A 15,675-nucleotide genomic window follows, 5' to 3' on the forward strand; every position below is an offset into this window, starting at 1 on the left:
GCTGGGAACGCACCACGGGGCGGGCGGGTACCGACGTGGGGAGACGAGCCGCGCCTCCTGGCCGGCCCGAAGCGACCACGAGAGGAACGCGACGTGCGCGCACTGACCTGGCAGGGCACCGAGAAGGTGTCCGTCGAGACCGTCCCCGACCCGACCATCCAGGAGCCGACCGACGCGATCGTGCGGATCACCTCGACCGCGATCTGCGGCTCCGACCTGCACCTCTACCGGGTGCTGGGCGCCTACATCGACAAGGGCGACGTCCTCGGCCACGAGCCGATGGGCATCGTCGAGGAGGTCGGCTCCGCCGTCACCAACCTCAAGGTGGGCGACCGCGTCGTCGTCCCGTTCAACATCTCGTGCGGCCACTGCTGGATGTGCCGCAACGGCCTGCAGTCGCAGTGCGAGACCACCCAGACCGCCGAGTACGGGACGGGCGCCTCGCTGTTCGGCTACACGAAGATGTACGGCCAGGTCCCCGGCGGACAGGCCGAGTACCTCCGCGTGCCGCACGCCGACTACGGACCCATCGTGATCCCGGACGACGGCACGCCCGACGACCGCTGGCTGTTCCTCAGCGACATCCTGCCGACCGCCTGGCAGGCCGTGCAGTACGCCGACGTGCCCGAGGGTGGGACGCTCGCGGTGCTCGGCCTCGGTCCGGTCGGACAGTTCGCGGCCCGGATCGGCGCGCACCTCGGCTACCGGGTGCTCGCCGTCGACCCCGAGCAGGTCCGCCGCGACCTGGGGGCGAAGCACGGTGCCGAGGTGTTCGACCTGACGAAGGACGTCGTGCCGCAACTCATCGACCTGACCGACGGTCGCGGTCCCGACGGGGTCGTCGACGCGGTCGGCATGGAGGCGCACGGCAACCCGGTCGCCGGGTTCGCGCAGCGCGCCGCCGGACTCCTGCCCGACGCGATCGCGCAGAAGGCCATCGAGGTCGCCGGTGTCGACCGGCTCGCCGCCGTGCACGCGGCGATCGACCTGGTCCGCCGTGGCGGCACGGTCTCGCTGAGCGGTGTCTACGGCGGTCGAGCGGACCCGATGCCGATGTTCACGCTGTTCGACAAGCAGATCACCGTCCGCGAGGGGCAGTGCAACGTGAAGCGCTGGATCGACGACGTCATGCCGCTCGTGCAGGACCCGTCGGACCCGCTCGGGACGCTCGACCTGACGACCCACCGGGTCTCGCTCGAGGACGCCCCGCACATGTACGAGGTGTTCCAGAAGAAGGAGGACGGCTGCGTGAAGGTCGTGCTCGACCCCGCACTGGCCGCCGCCTGATGCGGATCGTCGTCGTCGGCGCGACCGGCAACCTGGGGACCGCCGTGCTGCGGCGGCTGGCAGCGGTCCGCGCCGAGGGCACCTCCGTCGAGGTCGTCGGGATCGCTCGGCGGCTGCCGGACCTCCGTGCCGAGCCCTACGGGACGGCCGTCTGGCACGCCGTCGACATCGGTGCCCCGGACGCGGTCGACCAGTTGGCCGCCGTATTCCGGAGTGCCGACGCGGTGGTCCACCTCGGCTGGGCCCTGCAACCGACGCACGACATCTCGGCGCAGTACCGGACGAACGTGACCGGGACCGCCAACGTCCTCGAGGCCGTGGCGCGCGTCGGCGTCCCCCAGGTCGTCGTCGCGTCGTCCGTGGGGGCGTACCGCGGGGTCGACGTGGACGGCAAGCGGACGCCCGTCGACGAGGAGTTCCCCGTCACCGGCATCCCGACCGCCACGTACTCGATCCACAAGGCCGAGAACGAGGCGGCGATGGACGCCTTCGCCGCTCGCCACCCGGACGTCGTCGTGACCCGGCTCCGCCCCGGACTGGTCTTCCAGCGCAGCGCCGCCGCCGAGCTCCGCGGACTGTTCCTCGGACGACTCGTGCCGATGTCGATCGTCCGGTGGATCCGCTGGGCGGTCCTGCCGTTGCCGCTGCCGTTCGTGTTCCAGGCCGTGCACGCCGACGACGTCGCCGATGCCTTCTGGCGCGCGATCGACCGACGTGCCGGCGGGGCGTTCAACATCGCTGCCACCCCCGTGCTCAACCCGCCGAGGATGGCGCGGGCGTTCGGGATGCTCGGGGCGATCAGGGCGCCGATGTGGCTGATCCGCGGGCTCGTCACGCTCACGTGGCGGCTGCGGTTGCAGCCGACGGACGCCGGGTGGGTGGACATCGCGGCCCAGGTGCCGATCATGCGGACCGACCGGGCGCGGTCGGTGCTCGGATGGGAGGCGCGGCACACTTCCGAGGATGCCTTGCGCGAGCTCGTGGCCGGGTTCGCGGACGGGGCGCGGGTGCCGGGGTCGGGGCCGTTGAGCGGGTGAGGGTGGCCCCTTCGCGGGGCAGCGCCCGGGGCGGGGAAGCGCTACGGTCGGATCGTTCCGACGAAGGGGGACGGCGTGTTCGGGGATTTGTACAGTGACGGCAGCGGCGGGTTCGGGAGCTTCGGCGGGCTCGGCGACTTCGGCGCCTTCGGGGTCCTGTTCGGCGTGGGCTCGGCCGTGATCGGTCTCGGGTTCGTCGCGATCGTCGTGACGATCGTCCTCCGCAGCGCCCGGATGGCGAAGCGGGGCCAGAACCCGTTCACGATGGAGGAGGACCTGGCGTACCAGGCCATGCAGAGCCGGACGCTCGCGCCCGAGAAGTCGCTCGAGCAGCGGCTCGCCGAACTCGACGACCTGCTCGCCCGCGGCGTCATCTCGGACGAGGAGCACCGCACCGCCCGCACCGAGGCCCTCCGCGGCTAGCCTGGTCGGGTGCTGCAGCCCATCGACCTGCTCGGGGAGTGGACCCTGCGCCGCACGGTCCACGACCGGCGTGCCGGGGTCGACGGCCTCGTGACCGGGACGACCACGTTGACACGCGCGGCCCCGGACGAGGTCCGCTGGGACGAGACCGGCACGATGGCCTTCGACGGGCGGACCGTCCCCGTGGCACGGACGCTCCGGGTGCGCCGGAGCCCGGACGACCGCTGGACCGTGCACTTCGCCGACGGCCGGGTGTTCCACGACTGGGTCTGGGGATCGGCGGTGTCGCACGCGTGCGCGCCCGACGACTACTCCGGGGTGCTCGCCGGGGACGCCGAACGGTGGACGGTCCGGTGGGAGGCGCACGGTCCCGCGAAGGACTACGTCCTCGACAGCACGCTGCGACGTCGGTCCCACGCGGCAGACTGAGCGCATGCCCCGCAGCTCCGGTACCGACGCCCCGCGCATCACCCTGACCGAACCGACGGACCTCGACGGCTGGACGCCCGGTCCCGGCGACGTCCTCACGGGCGACCGGATCGAGGGGAAGCGCATCGACGTGTTCGACCTCGCGGGGGAGCGGCTGCCGGACCTCGAGATCGAGGAGTCGGTGATCGGCACCCTCCGGGTCGACGGCGCCGACCTCCGGGGACTGCGGGTGCGTGACTCGGTCGTCGAGACGCTCGACGCGCCGGTGCTCCGGGCGTCGAGCAGCTCCTGGCGCGAGGTCCGGATCGCCGGCGGCCGCATCGGTTCCGCCGAGCTGTACGACGCGGGGCTGAACGGCGTCGAGTTCGTCGGGATGAAGCTCGGGTTCGTGAACCTCCGTGGGTCGACGTTCACCGACGTGGTGTTCCGCGACTGCGTCGTCGACGAGCTGGACATCGCCGACGCCCGACTGCTGCGGGTGTCGTTCGAGGGGACGAGGATCCGCGCGGCCGAGGGGTCGAATACCCGGATCGAGCACGTCGACCTCCGCGCCGCCGACCTCGACCGGGTGGAGCGGCTCGAGGGGTTCCGCGGCGCGACGATCGCCGCCGACCAGCTGTACACGCTCGCGCCGCTCCTCGCTGCCCAGGCGGGCTACCGCGTCGACTGACCCGCCGGCGCGGGGCGCAGCGTGCGAGGTTCCGTGCTGCGTGGGACGCGAACGTCCTCGCACGGCGCGCGGAACCTCGCACACTGCCTCACGCGCTGGCGGACGCGGTCGCCAGCGCGCGCGCCAGGTCCGCCTGCACGAGGTCGCCGTGCACCGCCGCGCCCGCCTGCGTCCCGGCCGCCGCCGACGCGATGACGGTCGCCATCGGCGCCGCCACGTTCCCGGCCGCGTACACGCCTCGCACGCTCGTCTGTCCGGCGGCGTCCACCGTCAGGGCGCTCGCGTACCGGTGGTCACCCATGAACTGGTCTGTGGCCTCGAGCCCGAGTCCCTCGAGGAACCCGATGCGCGCCTCCGCCGTGCTCGCCGCGGCCAGGGCGTCGAGCGCCACGAACTCGCCGGACGCCAGCGAGACGCCGGTGAGCCGATCACCGTCGGACACCACGTCGCGCACCGGTCCCGTCACGGCCCGGACACCGCGGGCGGCAAAACCGGCCAGGGTGGTGTCGTCGACGAGCGCCGGGTCGGTGACGAAGGCCGTCACGTCCTCGCTCAGCGCGCGGAACATGAGCACCTGGTGCGCCCCGATCGGCGACGTCACGAGCACGCCGATGCGCTGGTCGCGGATCTCCCACCCGTGGCAGAACGGGCAGTGCACCACACCGCGCCCCCACTGCTCGGCGAGGCCCGGGACCTCCGGCAGGACGTCCACGGCGCCGGAGGCGACGACCACCCTGCGTGTCGCGACGACCGCGCCCGACTCCAGCGTGACCGAGAAGCCGACCGGGTCGACACCGTCACCGTCCGTGGCGGACGCGGCCACGATCCTCCCGGTCGTCACCTCGACGCCGTAGGCGGCCACCTCGTCGCGGCCGACCGAGCCGAGCTCCGCTGGCGAGGCGCCCTCACGTCCCAGGTAGTTGTGGACCCCCTCGGCGCGGGCGTTCCGCGGCTCGCCGGAGTCGACGACGAGCACGGACCGTCGCGACCGGCCGAGGACGAGTGCTGCTGACAGGCCGGCGGCTGCTCCGCCGACCACGATGACGTCGTAGTGATCACGCATGCCTGCATCCTGCGGATCCATGAGCGCCGACGGCAAACATCCTTGCCGGTCTGGCAACATGGCCGGCATGGCGACGGATCGGGAGGAACGGATCACCCCGCGCACGACGGCCGAGGTCGTCGACGGGGTCGGCCCACGACTGCGCGCGCTGCGGACGCGCCGTGCCGTCACGCTCGCGGCGCTCGCCGCCGAGACCGGCATCTCGGTGTCGACGCTGTCGCGGCTCGAGTCGGGCCAGCGGAAGCCCACGCTCGAGCTCCTGCTGCCGCTCGCACGGGCGTACCAGGTGCCCCTCGACGACCTGGTCGGTGCGCCGAGGACCGGGGATCCACGCGTGCACCTCGCGCCGGAGCTGCACGGCGGCCGGGTGGTTGTGCCGCTCACCCGACGGACCGGAGGCGTGCGCTCCTTCAAGCAGCTGATCCCGCCGGAGCCCGCGAACACCGATCGATCCCTCCGGACGCACGAGGGCTACGAGTGGCTCTACGTGCTGTCCGGACGGCTCCGGCTGCTCCTCGGCGACCGTGACTTCGACCTCGGGCCGGGCGAGGTCGTCGAGTTCGACACGCACACGCCGCACTGGGTCGGGAACACCACGGACGAGGTGACCGAGGTGCTGTGCCTGTACGGGCCGCAGGGCGAGCGGGCGCACATCCGGTCGCGGCCCGCCGACCGCTAGAAGACGTGTGCGATGACGTCGTCGAGCAGACCCGACGTCGGCGTGTTCGACTGCTGGACGTGGATGCCGACGTCGCCGCGGGTGTAGTACGTGTCGCCGTCGGTGACCGGGTACTGGCTGTTCTGCGTGACCTTCTGGCAGCGGTACCCGTAGCCGTCGAGGGAGCAGTCGTACCCGTCCAGTGCCGTCTTCAGGTGCTCGTACGCCTTCGTCGAGTCCACCGTCGCGACCCGGATCGACAGGAACGAGATGTCCGCGCGCGGGTCCTTCCAGACGCAGGAGAGCTGCTTGCCGTCCGGCTGGAGCACCGGGGTGAGCTCGTCCTTCGGCACCACCACCGGGTCGCCGACCACCGTGGGGTCGTTCAGGGGCGAACCCGCGAACGAGGAGTCCCACTTGCCCGCCGTGATGAGGGCCTCGCACGAGTCCGGGATCCGGCCGGCGTCGTCGTCGACCCCGGGCACCGGGGTGATCGTCGAGGTCGGACGCGGGGTCGAGCCCGGCGTGGTCGGGGAGGCGCTCGGAGCCGCGGCGGACGTCGTCCCGGTCGGGGCAGGGTCGGCGCCGGTCGAGCCCTGGGCGCAGCCGGTGAGGGCCAGTGCTGCGATCGCGATCGCCGTGGTCCCCGTGGTCGTCATCCGTCGCATGTGCTCCCCCTGGTGCCGCGATCACGGGCCGGTCGGCGGCCCCGCAGCCGACCGTAGTCGTCGGCGTCGGCGTCGGCGTCGGCGTCCGCGGACCGATCCGATCGTCATCGGATCGTGTCCGGGGCGGTTCCCACCGGCGATGGGAGGATGACCGGGTGACCACGCCCACCGTCCCGCTCTTCCTCGACTGCGACACCGGCGTCGACGACGCCCTCGCCCTCACGTACCTGCTCGACGTCCCGCACGTCGACCTCGTCGGCATCGGTACGGTCTCCGGCAACACCGACGCGGCGACCGCGGCCGTCAACACCGCGGCGCTGCTGGCCCTGTGCGGCCGGACCGTGCCCGTCGCGGTCGGCGCGCACGACCCGATCGGCGGCTCGTACGGCGGCGGCGCACCGCACGTGCACGGGGCGAACGGCATCGGCGGGGTCGACCTCCCGCCGGGTGTCGCGGCCGCGGAGGACCCCGCCGCCGAGCTCCTCGTCCGGCTGGCCCGCGATCACGCGGCCGGTGACCGGAAGCTCGACGTCCTGGCCATCGGCCCGCTCACGAACCTCGCCGTCGCGCTCGAGGCCGAGCCGCGTCTGCCGGAGCTCGTCGGCACGCTGACGATCATGGGCGGTGCCGTGTGGGACGCGGGCAACGTGTCGCCCACCGCCGAGGCGAACGTCCACAACGACGCCGAGGCCGCCAGGCGGGTCCTCCGCGCCGGATTCGACCTCGTGCTCGTGCCGCTCGACGTCACCCGGCAGCACCGCTTCGACGACGCCGACGCCGACCGGTTCACGGCGGCCGGCGATCCGCTCCGGCTCGCGCTCGGCACGATGCTGCGCAGCTACGTCGACTTCTACGAGTCGGTCGACCACGTCCGTCGCGCACCGCTCCACGACCCGCTGGCGGCGGCGGTCGCGGCGGGCGAGGTCGAGCCCACCGTCCGGACCACGCCGCTCGACGTGGTGGTCGGTGGGGCCGAGCACGGCCGGACGGTCCCCGCTGCGGACGGGCCGGCGGTCCGTGTCGTGGTGACGGCCGACGACCGTGCGGCGGACGTCATCCGCGAGCGCATCCTCCACGTCGGCACGGTGTCGAGCGGGTCGGTCGGGCGCGACGGCGTCGGTCGGTAGCGCAGCGGCACGCCGTGGTCGCGCGGTCTCAGCTCCGCCAGACCACCCGCGGAGCCAGCAGGCGGTGTCCGGTCGATGCGGGCAGGACGGTCCGACCGGTGCCCATGAGCAGCTCGACCGCGGCCGCGGCGACCTCGACCAGGGGCTGCTCCACGCTGGAGATGCCCACCGCCTCGGCCACCGGGGTGTCGTCGTAGCCCACCACCGGCACCGCCGCCCCGAGCGCGAACCGGGCTCCGAGGGCGAGGGTGTCCGACGCACAGACGAGCGCGTCGAACCCGGCGCCGGCCTCGACCGCCGCCGCGACCGTGCCGGTGGCCGCGGTGACGTCGTCCTCGCACGTGAGCCCGGGATCGTCGGGCAGCCCGGCCGCGCGCATCGCGTCCCGCCAGCCCCGTCGGCGCTCGTCACCCTGTCCGGACGGGCTCGGCCAGCCCAGGAACCCGATCCGGCGGTGCCCCTGCGCCACAAGGTGCTCGGTCGCGTCGTGCACGCCCGCGTACCCGTCGACGTCGACCCAGGGGTGCGGCGCGGCGTCCATGTCCGGCAGCCCCCACGGCCGGCCGAAGGTCACGAAGGGGATGTCCCGGGCGCCGAGCCACGCCGCGCGGGGATCGCCGTGGAACGTCGAGGTGAGGACGAACCCGTCGACGTCCGAGCCCTCGACGAGGCGTTCGATGTGTGCGAGTTCGTCGTCGACGTCTGTGGCGGTGAAGAGCAGGATGCGCATCCCGCGCAGGTCGGCACACTCGACGAGCGCGTGCAGGAAGCGGTCGAGCACGGCGCCGGAGATGCCGTGCACCGGTTCCAGCCGGACGCCGAGCGTGGAGCTCTGGCGGGTGCGGAGCCGGCGGGCGGACGCGTGCGGCCGGTACCCGAGGTCGTCGATGGCGGCCCGGACCCTGGTGAGCGTCGCGGGGCGGACGACCTCGGGTCGGTTCAACGCGTTCGACACCGTCTGCCGTGAGACGCCCGCGGCGAGGGCGACGTCGGCGACGGTGGCGGGATGCGACATGGGGTTCACCGTAGCGCCTCGCAGGTGTATGGTCGACTCGTTTGATCGATCAAATTTGAACGATCGAAGTACTGCACTCGACGAGGAGTCCCCCTGATGCAACGACGCACAGCACGCATGCTGACCGCGGGAGCGATGGCGCTCACCGCAGCTCTGACCCTCTCCGCCTGTGGCTCCGGCTTCTCGAGCTCGGGCGGCAACGGTTCCGGCGGTGGCGCCGCGAAGCTCACCTCGAGCGACGACCCCCTCACCGTCCTCATCGGCTCGTCGGGCGACGCCGAGACCGCCGCCGTGAAGAGCGCCGCCGCCGCGTGGTCGAAGTCCTCGGGCACCGGCGCGACGGTGCAGCCGGCGAACAACCTCGACCAGCAGCTCGCCCAGGGCTTCGCGGCAGGCAAGCCCGCCGACGTGTTCTACGTCAGCACGTCGTCCCTCGCCGGGTACGCCGCGAACGGCTCGCTGTTGGCCTACGGCGACCAGCTCGAGGACACGAGCGACTTCTACCCGACGCTCACGAAGTCGTTCACCGTGGACGACCAGCTCTACTGCGCGCCGAAGGACTTCTCCACCCTCGCGCTGTTCATCAACACGAAGGACTGGAAGGCCGCCGGGCTGACCGACAGCGACGTCCCGACCACCTGGGACCAGTTGCGGACGGTCTCCGAGAAGCTCACCCGCGACGGACGGGTCGGACTCACGACCAGCCCGCAGATCGAGCGTCTCGGGGCGTTCATGACCCAGGCCGGCGGTGCCCTGACGAACAGCGCCCAGACGAAGGCGACGGTCGACTCGGCCGCGAACGTCGAGGCCCTCGACTACGTGAAGGGCCTGCTCGACGACGGCTCGATGAAGTTCTCGAGCGACCTCGGCGAGAGCTGGGGAGGTGACGCGTTCGGCAAGGACAAGGCCGCGATGACCATCGAGGGCAACTGGCTCACCGGGGCGATGTCGTCGAGCTACCCGAGCGTGGACTACAAGGTCGTCGCCCTGCCGAAGGGCCCGAAGGGTGCCGGCACGCTGCAGTTCACGAACTGCTGGGGCATCGCGAAGGACTCCCCGAACCAGAAGGCAGCGCTGTCCTTCGTCGAGAAGATGACGAGCACCGACCAGCAGCTCGCCTTCGCGAAGGCGTTCGGTGTGATGCCCTCGGTCGAGTCGGCCGCCGGCACCTGGAAGCAGGAGTACCCGCAGTACGCCGCGTTCCTCGACCAGGCGGACGCCGCCCAGGGCCTGCCGAACGCGTCCGGGACCGCCGACGTGATCGCCGACTTCGACTCGAAGCTCGGCAGCCTCAGGACGACCGACACCAAGACCCTGCTCGAGGGCGTCCAGAAGAACATGGCCGCCGCGCTGAAGGGCTGACGGACGTGTCCCGGAAGAACCGTGCCGAAGCCGTCTCGGGCTGGCTGTTCACCGCGCCGACGATCATCGTCCTCGGCCTGTTCCTCGCCGTGCCGGTGGTCATGGCGGCCTGGGTCAGCGTGTCCGACTGGCGGGGTGTCGGCAGCCCGTTCTCGTCCGACGTCTCCTTCGTCGGCGGGCAGAACTACGCCAAGATCCTCGGCGGCGGAGGCCTCGACGAGCAGAACTTCGGCACCGCGCTGCGGAACAACCTCTGGTACGTCGTGTTCGTCGTCCCGCTGCAGACCGCCGTGGCGCTCGGGCTCGCCCTGCTCGTCAGCGGTCGGGCACTGCGCGGGCGCGGGTTCTTCCGGACCGCGTTCTACTTCCCCTCGGTGACGAGCTCGGTCGCCATCACCGTCCTCTGGCTGTTCCTGTTCTCGTCGACGGGAGCCGTCAACAAGATCATCAGCTGGGCGGGGATCAACGGACCGAACTGGTTCAACGAGCCCACCGGCCTGTTCCACCTCGGCGCAGGCACACCACCGGCCTTCCTCGCCGACCACACGATGCTCGGCATCTCGTGGTGGGAGTGGCTCGCGGGTCCGTCGGTCGCGATGACCGCGTTCATCCTGCTCGCGGTGTTCACGACGAGCGGCACCTTCATGCTGCTGTTCATCGCGGCGCTGCAGAACCTCTCGCCGGAGGTCGACGAGGCAGCGATGATCGACGGCGCCGGGTCCTGGACGCGGTTCTGGCGGGTCACCCTGCCGCAGCTGCGCCCGACGCTCTTCACGGTGCTGACGCTCGGGCTGATCGGGACGTGGCAGGTCTTCGACCAGATCTACACGGGCACGAAGGGCGCCCCGGCGAACACGACGCTCACGCCGGCGTTCCTGTCGTACACGTCCGCGTTCCAGAGCCAGCAGTGGGGCGTCGGCGCAGCCATCGCCTTCATCCTGTTCGGCATCATCGTCGTCTTCACGCTGCTGCAGCGGTGGGCGCTGCGCGACCGCCCGGTGTCCCGCCGTCGGATGCGGTGGATCGAGAAGGGGAGCACGCGATGACCAGCGCACCCACCCCGGCGACCGCAGGCGGCGGGACCGAGCCGACCCGCGCCTCCAGGGCGGCAGTGCCAGGAGGCGCGGTGCCGGACCTCGGCGCCACCACCGTCACGCAGGCACCCGGCCCGGGCCGGCGGCCACGTCGGCTCACGCCGCGGAGCGTGGTGCTGCTGGTGTTCGGCGTCCTGATCGCCGTCGTCTACCTGCTGCCGTTCTACGTCGCGATCGTGAACGCGTTCAAGACCGACCAGGACGCCTCCCTGCACCCGCTGGCGCTCCCCGTCACCTGGACCGGCGCGGCGTTCCAGACCCTCTTCGAGAACTCCGACTTCGGGATCTGGGCGATGAACTCGATCATCGTCGCGGTCTTCGTCACGCTCGGCCGGATCTTCTTCGACTCCCTCGCCGGGTACGCGTTGGCGCGACTGCGGTTCCCGGGTCGCCAGACCGTCTTCGCCCTGCTCATCGCCGTCATGGCGGTGCCGGGCGTGGTCCTGCTCATCCCGAAGTTCCTCGTGATCAACCAGCTCGGCATGTACGACTCGTACTCGGGCATGATCGTGCCGTTGCTCGTGGACGCCGCCGGGGTGTTCATCATGAAGAACTTCTTCGAATCGATCCCGGTGAGCGTCGAGGAGCAGGCGAAGATCGACGGTGCCGGCACGTTCCGGACCTTCTGGTCGGTCGTGCTCCCGATGGCGCGTCCGGCCGTCGTGACGATCACCATCCTGTCGTTCCAGGGATCGTGGAACGAGCTCGCGCACTTCATCGTGTCGACCTCGTCGCCCGACCTCACCACGCTCACGAAGGGCGTCGCATCACTGGCGTCGGGCGCGCTGAGCGCCGGGAACCAGTTCCCGGTCAAGCTCGCGGCGGCCTTCGTCATGACCATCCCCGTGGCGGTCGCGTTCTTTGTGTTCCAGAAGCGCATCATGAACGGCAGCGACGGGGCGGTCAAGGAATGAGCACCCCGACGTGACCGCCACCGAACCCACGATCCTGGCCACCTGCGGCGGTCTGGTCGGCGGCGAGTGGGACGACTCGGCCTACGGTCCGCTCCTGTTCGAGGCCGTCCGGCTCGCCCGCGTCCCCTCCGGTCGGCCGCCTCGCGTGTTGCACGTGAACACCGCCGGCGGCGACCAGCGGACCGTCGAGGGGGCAGAGCTCGCAGCGGCCCGTACGGCCGGTGTCGAGGCGTCGCACCTGCGGTTCTTCCCGAGACGGAACGTGCCGTCCCTGCGCGACGCCGTCCTCGGTGCGGACGTCGTCTGGGTCTCGGGCGGCTCCGTGGTCAACCTCCTCGCCGTGTGGCGTGCCCACGGTCTCGACGAGGTCCTCCGTGAGGCCTGGGGAGCCGGGGTGGTGCTCGCCGGTGGATCGGCCGGCGCGCTCTGCTGGCACACCGGCGGCGTCACGCAGAGCCACGGCCCGCAGCCGTCGGTCCTCGCCGACGGACTCGGCTTCGTGTCCGGCTCGCTCGGTGTCCACACCGACTCGGACCCGGACCGGTCGCCGGTCTTCCGCGCAGCCGTCGCGGCGGGGGACCTCCCGGCGGGCATCGAGCTCGACGAGGGCGTCGGCGTCGTCCACCGTGGGCGCTCGGCCACGTTCGTCGAAGCCGTCACCGACCACGACGGAGGCGGCGCGGTGCGCATCGCCCGTGCCCCCGGCGACCCGGCCGGCATCCGTGCCGAGCCCCTGCCCGTGCGTCGCCTGCCGGACGCACCCCGATCCGTACCGAGCTGGACACCCAGCGCCTGGACCCCGTCCCCCGAACCCGTCGACGAGGAAGCCCCATGACCCCCACCACCACGAACACCACCACCGCCGCTGCCACGACCGCCACGCTGCAGCCCCTGCTCCACGACGAGGTCGCCGTCATCGCGGCACCGACGCAGGCATGGTCCGGTCGGGACGGTGCCATCGGCGCGAACCCCGTGCACGGCTACTGGACCGGCGACCAGCGGTTCGTCTCCGCCGTGCGCGTCAGCGTCGAGCACTCCGCGGTGGAACCGGTCGCCGTCGTGCCCGCCGGTGCCCGCGAGGTCGTCTTCACCGGACTCCTGCGCGGCCTCGACGGTATCGGCGCCGATCCGGACGTCCGCCTCGACCGTCGTCGGACGGTGCGCATCGACGGGGTGGCGGAACGCCTGCGCGTCACCGATCGGCTCCAGGGGCCCGGCGCGAGCACCGCGGAGCTCGTCGTGACCGTCAGGCTGACCCCGGACGCTGCCGGGATGGACGCGGTGAAGGCCGGTCACGGCCCCCAGCCGGTCCCCGCCGACGCCTCGGAGCAGACCGCATCGTGGACCTCGGGCTCCGTACGGGTCCGGCTCGACGCCCCCGGAGCAACCGTCCGCGTCGAGGACGGTGACGTCGTGCTGCGCTGGCGGACGGAGCGCGCGCACCAGGTCGACCTCGCGTGGGACTGCGCCGTGGAGACGCCCGACGCCGTCGTCACCGGCGTGACGACCCCGCGCCCGTTCGACGTCCCGGCCGGCGTGCAGGACGACCGGCTCCGGCGCTGGCTGGAGCGTGCCACCGACGATCTCGACGCACTCCGGCTGGCGCGGCCCGAGGGCGAGTTCATCGCGGCCGGCGCCCCCTGGTTCTTCACCCTGTTCGGCCGCGACGCGATCTGGGCCGCCCGCTTCCTGCTGCCCGTCGACACCAGCACCGCCGGGGGCACCCTCCGGGTCCTCGCCGCGCTGCAGGGCACCGCGGACGACCCCGCGACCGCCGAGCAGCCCGGGAAGATCATGCACGAGCTGCGCCAGGCGTCCCTGCCGGTCGACAACGACGAGATCTCCCTGCCACCGCTCTACTACGGGACCGTCGACGCGACGGCGCTCTGGGCGTGCCTGCTCCACGATGCCTGGCGTGCGGGGCTCCCCGACGCCGAGGTCGAGGCGCTCCTGCCGACGCTCGAACGCGCCCTGGCGTGGATGCGCGACCACGGCGACGCGGACGGCGACGGGCTGCTCGAGTACGTCGACGAGTCCGGCCGAGGGCTGGCGAACCAGGGCTGGAAGGACTCCGGGGACAGCGTGCAGTGGCGGGACGGCACCCTCGCCGACGGCCCGATCGCCCTGTGCGAAGTGCAGGGCTACGCGCACGAGGCCGCGGTGCACGGTGCCGACCTGCTCGATGCGTTCGGCCGTCCCGGCGGCGACGAGTGGCGTGCCTGGGCCGCCCGCCTGGCCGATCGCTTCCGCGACGCCTTCTGGGTGGCCGACGACATCGGTCGGTACCCGGCGATCGCCCTCGACGCCCGCAAGCGCCCCGTCGACTCCGCCACGAGCAACATCGGCCACCTGCTCGGCACCGGCCTGCTCACCCCGGACGAGGAAGCCGTCGTCGCAGCACGCGTCGTGAGCCCGGACCTGGCGAGCGGCTTCGGCCTCCGGACGCTCTCCACGACCGCCGCCGGGTACTGGCCGCTCAGCTACCACGGGGGCACCGTCTGGGCGCACGACACCGCCGTGGTGATCACGGGCCTCGTCCGGTCCGGACACCACGACGAGGCCCGGGTCCTGTCCGAGCAGCTGCTCGCCGCGGCGGTGGCGTTCGACTTCCGGATGCCCGAGCTGCACGCCGGCGACGACGCGTCCGCCGTCACACGTCCGGCCCCGTACCCGGCCGCCTGCCGCCCGCAGGCCTGGAGTGCCGCCGCCGCCTTCCCCGTCTGGGTGGCGCTCCGGTAGGCCGCCGTCGCAGGGATCCGGCGGTACGGTCGAGGGCATGACGACGACCCCGGACGACCTCGCCGAGGAGCTCCGCGAGTCGATCGGCCGGATCGTGCGGGCCACCCGGGCACTCACCGACGAGCTGCCGCAGGCGCAGAGCGCGAGCCTGGGCCTGCTCGACCGGCAGGGGCCGCAGACCATCGCCGAGCTCGCGCGGGCCCGCGGCGTGAAGCACCAGGGACAGTCGCGGACCGTCGCGGAGCTCGAGGAGCGCGGCTTCGTGGAGCGAGGCGTGTCCGACGGGGACCGGCGGGTCTCGGTGATCCGGCTGACGGACTCGGGCCGCACGGTCATGCTCCGGGAACGGAGCGCCCGAGCCGGGGCGTTCGCGTCGGTGATCGGATCCGAGCTGTCCGAGGCCGAGCGTGCGGCACTCGCCAGGGTGCCGGAACTGTTCGACCGCATCGCGGCGAGACTCGAACGGTGAACGCCCTCTCATCCGGATCGACCACGTCGATGTACAACACTGTTGTAGACTCGTCGACATGGAGCTGACGAAGTACAACCACGCCACCGTCGTCCTCGAGCAGGACGGCGCCACCCTCGTCATCGACCCGGGCACGTTCACGCCGGAGGGCGCCGACCTCGCGACGGCCGCCGTCGCCGTCCTCGTCACCCACGAGCACTTCGACCACTTCGACGTCGACGCCGTCCGTGCCGCCCTCGCCGCGAACGACGCCCTCGTGGTCCGTGGGCCCGCCGCGATCGTCGACCAGCTCGGCGCGCACCACGGCCGCGTCGCCGCGGTCTCGGCCGGTGACGCGTTCGAGGTCGGCCCGTTCTCGGTGCAGGTCTTCGGTGAGGAGCACGCCGTCATCCACGGCGACATCCCGACGATCGCGAACGTCGGCTACCTCGTGAACGCCGCCGTGTTCCACCCCGGCGACGCCTACCTCGTGCCCGGCGTCCCGGTGCAGACCCTGCTGCTGCCGACCAGCGGCCCGTGGACGAGCACCGCCGAGGCCGTCGACTACGTCCGCGCGGTCTCCCCGGAGCACGCCGTGCAGATCCACGAGGCGATGCTCAGCGAACTCGGGCAGCAGTCCGCCGCGCGGTTCCTCGGCCCGGACGGTCTCGGACCGGTGCCGGTGCAGATCCTGCCCGCCGGCGAGTCGATCACCGTCTGACGGACGTGACGCGCCCCTGA

17 protein-coding genes are annotated in these 15,675 nt (G+C 72.3%); 14 read left to right on the plus strand and 3 right to left on the minus strand.

Features of this window, described 5'->3' with window-relative positions; genetic code table 11:
- The first annotated feature begins 93 nt into the window (after positions 1-93).
- The 5 genes from BM028_RS17080 (at position 94) to BM028_RS17100 (ending at position 3,846) form a co-directional block, all read left to right on the plus strand.
- Positions 94-1,287 (plus strand): zinc-dependent alcohol dehydrogenase, encoded by a 1,194-nt coding sequence (locus BM028_RS17080; RefSeq protein ID WP_092388176.1) that lies wholly within the window; start codon positions 94-96, stop codon positions 1,285-1,287.
- Positions 1,287-2,324, plus strand: a complete 1,038-nt coding sequence (locus tag BM028_RS17085) for an NAD-dependent epimerase/dehydratase family protein (RefSeq protein WP_092388179.1) — start codon at positions 1,287-1,289, stop codon at positions 2,322-2,324. The genes BM028_RS17080 and BM028_RS17085 overlap by 1 nt, the downstream gene beginning before the upstream one ends.
- 75 nt (positions 2,325-2,399) lie before the next feature.
- Positions 2,400-2,747 carry an SHOCT domain-containing protein gene (locus tag BM028_RS17090; RefSeq protein WP_139219856.1) on the plus strand — a complete coding sequence of 116 codons (348 nt, stop codon included), beginning with the start codon at positions 2,400-2,402 and terminating at the stop codon, positions 2,745-2,747.
- 9 nt (positions 2,748-2,756) lie between these two features.
- A complete protein-coding gene (locus BM028_RS17095; RefSeq protein ID WP_092388185.1) occupies positions 2,757-3,176 on the plus strand; it encodes a DUF6314 family protein in 420 nt (139 codons plus the stop codon).
- A 4-nt stretch (positions 3,177-3,180) separates the two neighbouring features.
- A complete protein-coding gene (locus tag BM028_RS17100) occupies positions 3,181-3,846 on the plus strand; it encodes a pentapeptide repeat-containing protein (protein ID WP_092388188.1) in 666 nt (221 codons plus the stop codon).
- Between the two features lie 88 nt (positions 3,847-3,934).
- Here BM028_RS17100 and BM028_RS17105 read toward each other — a convergent pair whose 3' ends face one another.
- Complete coding sequence (locus BM028_RS17105) at positions 3,935-4,909, minus strand: NAD(P)/FAD-dependent oxidoreductase (protein ID WP_092388191.1); 975 nt, start codon at positions 4,907-4,909, stop codon at positions 3,935-3,937.
- A 67-nt stretch (positions 4,910-4,976) separates the two neighbouring features.
- Between BM028_RS17105 and BM028_RS17110 the strand changes: the two genes are divergently transcribed.
- Complete coding sequence (locus BM028_RS17110) at positions 4,977-5,588, plus strand: helix-turn-helix domain-containing protein (protein ID WP_071296572.1); 612 nt, start codon at positions 4,977-4,979, stop codon at positions 5,586-5,588.
- Here the strand turns inward: BM028_RS17110 and BM028_RS17115 are convergent.
- Positions 5,585-6,235 carry a hypothetical protein gene (locus BM028_RS17115; protein WP_092388194.1) on the minus strand — a complete coding sequence of 217 codons (651 nt, stop codon included), beginning with the start codon at positions 6,233-6,235 and terminating at the stop codon, positions 5,585-5,587. The genes BM028_RS17110 and BM028_RS17115 overlap by 4 nt on opposite strands.
- A 155-nt stretch (positions 6,236-6,390) precedes the next feature.
- On the opposite strand from BM028_RS17115, the gene BM028_RS17120 reads away from it, so the two are divergent.
- Entirely contained in the window at positions 6,391-7,362 is a 972-nt protein-coding gene (locus BM028_RS17120; protein ID WP_092388197.1) for a nucleoside hydrolase, read from the plus strand.
- Between the two features lie 28 nt (positions 7,363-7,390).
- Here BM028_RS17120 and BM028_RS17125 read toward each other — a convergent pair whose 3' ends face one another.
- Positions 7,391-8,377: a LacI family DNA-binding transcriptional regulator gene (locus BM028_RS17125; RefSeq protein WP_092388200.1), complete on the minus strand. Its 987-nt coding sequence runs from the start codon at positions 8,375-8,377 to the stop codon at positions 7,391-7,393.
- Positions 8,378-8,473: 96 nt separating this feature from the next.
- Between BM028_RS17125 and BM028_RS17130 the strand changes: the two genes are divergently transcribed.
- The 7 genes from BM028_RS17130 to BM028_RS17160 are packed head-to-tail and all read left to right on the plus strand — an operon-like array spanning position 8,474 to position 15,655.
- Positions 8,474-9,739 carry an extracellular solute-binding protein gene (locus BM028_RS17130; RefSeq protein ID WP_092388203.1) on the plus strand — a complete coding sequence of 422 codons (1,266 nt, stop codon included), beginning with the start codon at positions 8,474-8,476 and terminating at the stop codon, positions 9,737-9,739.
- A 5-nt stretch (positions 9,740-9,744) separates the two neighbouring features.
- Positions 9,745-10,785 carry a carbohydrate ABC transporter permease gene (locus tag BM028_RS17135; protein ID WP_229086498.1) on the plus strand — a complete coding sequence of 347 codons (1,041 nt, stop codon included), beginning with the start codon at positions 9,745-9,747 and terminating at the stop codon, positions 10,783-10,785.
- A complete protein-coding gene (locus tag BM028_RS17140; RefSeq protein WP_083295110.1) occupies positions 10,782-11,747 on the plus strand; it encodes a carbohydrate ABC transporter permease in 966 nt (321 codons plus the stop codon). The genes BM028_RS17135 and BM028_RS17140 overlap by 4 nt, the downstream gene beginning before the upstream one ends.
- Before the next feature lie 10 nt (positions 11,748-11,757).
- Positions 11,758-12,582, plus strand: a complete 825-nt coding sequence (locus BM028_RS17145; RefSeq protein ID WP_092388206.1) for a Type 1 glutamine amidotransferase-like domain-containing protein — start codon at positions 11,758-11,760, stop codon at positions 12,580-12,582.
- Positions 12,579-14,486, plus strand: a complete 1,908-nt coding sequence (locus BM028_RS17150) for an amylo-alpha-1,6-glucosidase (RefSeq protein ID WP_092388209.1) — start codon at positions 12,579-12,581, stop codon at positions 14,484-14,486. The genes BM028_RS17145 and BM028_RS17150 overlap by 4 nt, the downstream gene beginning before the upstream one ends.
- Before the next feature lie 37 nt (positions 14,487-14,523).
- Positions 14,524-14,955: a MarR family winged helix-turn-helix transcriptional regulator gene (locus BM028_RS17155; protein WP_071296579.1), complete on the plus strand. Its 432-nt coding sequence runs from the start codon at positions 14,524-14,526 to the stop codon at positions 14,953-14,955.
- A gap of 58 nt (positions 14,956-15,013) precedes the next feature.
- A complete protein-coding gene (locus tag BM028_RS17160; protein ID WP_092388212.1) occupies positions 15,014-15,655 on the plus strand; it encodes an MBL fold metallo-hydrolase in 642 nt (213 codons plus the stop codon).
- Positions 15,656-15,675: the final 20 nt, after the last annotated feature.

It is taken from the genome of Curtobacterium sp. YR515 (genome assembly GCF_900113095.1).
Lineage (GTDB): Bacteria > Actinomycetota > Actinomycetes > Actinomycetales > Microbacteriaceae > Curtobacterium.

Excerpts from the sequence above, each read along its gene's own strand:
- BM028_RS17085 (WP_092388179.1), top strand. The coding sequence starts at position 1,287 with ATGCGGATCGTCGTCGTCGGCGCGACCGGCAACCTGGGGACCGCCGTG.
- BM028_RS17100 (WP_092388188.1), top strand. The coding sequence starts at position 3,181 with ATGCCCCGCAGCTCCGGTACCGACGCCCCGCGCATCACCCTGACCGAA.
- BM028_RS17105 (WP_092388191.1), bottom strand. The coding sequence starts at position 4,909 with ATGCGTGATCACTACGACGTCATCGTGGTCGGCGGAGCAGCCGCCGGC.
- BM028_RS17110 (WP_071296572.1), top strand. The coding sequence starts at position 4,977 with ATGGCGACGGATCGGGAGGAACGGATCACCCCGCGCACGACGGCCGAG.
- BM028_RS17115 (WP_092388194.1), bottom strand. The coding sequence starts at position 6,235 with ATGCGACGGATGACGACCACGGGGACCACGGCGATCGCGATCGCAGCA.
- BM028_RS17125 (WP_092388200.1), bottom strand. The coding sequence starts at position 8,377 with ATGTCGCATCCCGCCACCGTCGCCGACGTCGCCCTCGCCGCGGGCGTC.
- BM028_RS17130 (WP_092388203.1), top strand. The coding sequence starts at position 8,474 with ATGCAACGACGCACAGCACGCATGCTGACCGCGGGAGCGATGGCGCTC.
- BM028_RS17140 (WP_083295110.1), top strand. The coding sequence starts at position 10,782 with ATGACCAGCGCACCCACCCCGGCGACCGCAGGCGGCGGGACCGAGCCG.
- BM028_RS17150 (WP_092388209.1), top strand. The coding sequence starts at position 12,579 with ATGACCCCCACCACCACGAACACCACCACCGCCGCTGCCACGACCGCC.
- BM028_RS17155 (WP_071296579.1), top strand. The coding sequence starts at position 14,524 with ATGACGACGACCCCGGACGACCTCGCCGAGGAGCTCCGCGAGTCGATC.
- BM028_RS17160 (WP_092388212.1), top strand. The coding sequence starts at position 15,014 with ATGGAGCTGACGAAGTACAACCACGCCACCGTCGTCCTCGAGCAGGAC.